This window comes from Mesorhizobium sp. M7A.F.Ca.US.002.01.1.1, from assembly GCF_004022955.1.
Taxonomy (GTDB): domain Bacteria; phylum Pseudomonadota; class Alphaproteobacteria; order Rhizobiales; family Rhizobiaceae; genus Mesorhizobium; species Mesorhizobium ciceri.
The window spans coordinates 1-2,674 of record NZ_RZQE01000650.1; the positions used below are offsets into that span (position 1 = coordinate 1).

Below are 2,674 nucleotides of genomic sequence, written 5' to 3' on the forward strand. Positions count from 1 at the left end.
ATCTCCAGCACGCCGAGCATTACAATCGCATCATCGCGGCCGCACAGGCGCAGATGCCGATCCAGAACACGCAGCAGAATCGCGATGATTTCGACGATGATGGCGATGAGGACCGCGACGATTTCGACAATAGCGGCAACAACAGCAACGCTGCTTCCGACGTCCAGATCCCGGTGGTCAACCATGGCGCCGGCCCGCAGCCGGTTATCGAAGGTACGCCGGCCGAGGTCGCGCTGAACCGGGAAGGTGGCCGCGAGGCCCGCGATAACAATGGCGGGCGCAACAATGGCGGCCGCGACAACAATGGCGGGCGCCATCGTGATCGCCGCCCCAATGGCGGCTATGGCCAGAACGGCCAGCGCGACTTTTCATCGTCCGCCGAGCAAGGTGGTCAGCCCCAGGGCAACGAGATCCCGGTCCAGGGCGAAGCCGTTTCGCCGACCGAATCTGTGGCGCCGGCCGAACCGGCTCCGTCGTTCGAGAACCTTTCCCCGGCAGGTCTTGCCGCCCAGGCCGAACTCAACGAGGCGGCCGCCGAAAGCGGTGCTGCCCGTCGTCCGCGTCGTCCGCGCCGCCCGCGCGTCAACGCCGATCAGGTTGATGGCGGTAGTGACAATGCCAGTTCCGGGACCGACGCCGGCGAGGTGGCTGCGGCCCCGGCCGACAGCGGCAACGCCCAACCGGTCAATGTCGATATCGATAACTGACCCAACGGCATTTCAAGGCATTGAGCGGCGGAGAGAAATCTCCGCCGTTTTCGTTTGGGCGGCCGTGCAATATTATGTGGTTGCCGATATCGGGACGTCTTGAGGGTTCAGCGCCTGTGCACCATATCAGCCTCAACTGGACCCGGCTCGAATGAGCGGGTCCGTCACCGCAATCGGATCCGGTGCCGCAAAGCGGGCCGGTGATGGAAGGAGACAGATATGAACCTTGAGAAATACTCAGAGCGCGTGCGCGGCTTTATCCAGTCCGCGCAGACCATGGCGCTTTCCCGCAACCACCAGCAATTCACCCCTGAACATATCCTGAAAGTGCTCGTCGACGACGACGAGGGCTTGGCCGCGTCGCTGATCGAACGCGCCGGCGGCAACGTCCGCGACGTCAAGCTTGGCGTCGAGACGGCGCTCGAAGCGATGCCCAAGGTCGAGGGCGGCAATGGCCAGCTCTATCTGGCCCAGCCGCTGGCGAAAGTGTTTTCGACCGCCGAGGAACTGGCCAAGAAAGCCGGTGACAGTTTTGTCACGGTCGAGCGGCTCTTGCAGGCGCTCGCCATGGAAAAGTCGGCCAAGACCGCCGACATATTGGCCAAGGCCGGCGTCACCGCGCAGGCGCTCAACCAGGTCATCAACGATGTCCGCAAGGGCCGCACCGCCGATTCGGCGAGTGCCGAACAGGGCTACGACGCGCTGAAGAAATACGCGCGCGACCTGACTGCGGATGCCCGTGCCGGCAAGCTGGACCCCGTGATCGGCCGTGACGACGAGATCCGCCGCACCATCCAGGTGCTGTCGCGCCGCACCAAGAACAATCCGGTGCTGATCGGCGAACCCGGCGTCGGCAAGACGGCGATCGCCGAAGGCCTGGCACTGCGCATCGTCAATGGCGACGTACCGGAATCGCTGAAGGACAAGCAGCTGATGGCGCTCGACATGGGCGCGCTGATTGCCGGCGCCAAATATCGCGGCGAGTTCGAGGAGCGGCTGAAGGCCGTGCTCTCCGAAGTCACCTCGGCCAGCGGCAACATCATCCTGTTCATCGACGAGATGCACACGCTGGTCGGCGCCGGCAAGGCGGATGGCGCCATGGATGCGTCCAACCTGCTGAAGCCGGCGCTGGCGCGCGGCGAGCTGCACTGCGTCGGCGCCACCACGCTCGACGAGTATCGCAAGCATGTCGAGAAGGATGCAGCCCTTGCCCGGCGCTTCCAGCCGGTTTTCGTCGACGAGCCGACGGTGGAAGACACCGTTTCGATCCTGCGCGGCCTGAAGGAGAAATACGAGCAGCACCACAAGGTGCGCATTTCGGATTCAGCGCTGGTGGCGGCGGCGACGCTGTCCAACCGCTACATCGCCGATCGCTTCCTGCCGGACAAGGCGATCGACCTGGTCGACGAAGCCGCATCGCGGCTGCGCATGCAGGTCGATTCCAAGCCTGAGGCGCTGGACGAGATCGATCGCCGCATCATGCAGCTCAAGATCGAGCGCGAGGCGCTGAAGGTCGAGACGGACGATGCTTCGAAGGACCGGCTCGCCCGCCTGGAAAAGGAACTCGTCGGCCTTGAGGAGGAATCGACCGAGATCACCGCCAAGTGGCAGGCCGAGAAGCAGAAGCTCGGGCTCGCCGCCGACCTGAAGAAGCAGCTCGACGAGGCGCGCAACGACCTTGCCATTGCCCAGCGCAAGGGTGAATTCCAGCGCGCCGGCGAGCTTGCCTATGGCAAGATTCCGGAACTGGAAAAGAAGCTGAAGGAGGCCGAGGCCCAGGACGGCAAAGCCGGCATGGTCGAAGAGGTGGTTACCCCCGACCACGTCGCCCATATCGTCTCGCGCTGGACCGGCATTCCGGTCGACAAGATGCTGCAGGGCGAGCGCGACAAGCTGCTGCGCATGGAAGACGAGATCGGCAAGCGCGTCGTTGGCCAGGGCGAGGCGGTGCAAGCTGTGTCGAAAGC

General features: G+C 64.2%; 2 protein-coding genes. Both read left to right on the forward strand.

The window, feature by feature from the left end:
- On the forward strand, window positions 1–707 hold a 707-nt coding region (locus EN932_RS33505; RefSeq protein ID WP_128369412.1), incomplete at its 5' end, for a DUF4167 domain-containing protein.
- A gap of 219 nt (window positions 708–926) precedes the next feature.
- A partial coding sequence (locus EN932_RS33510) for a Clp protease N-terminal domain-containing protein (protein ID WP_128369413.1) occupies window positions 927–2,674 on the forward strand: 1,748 nt, incomplete at its 3' end.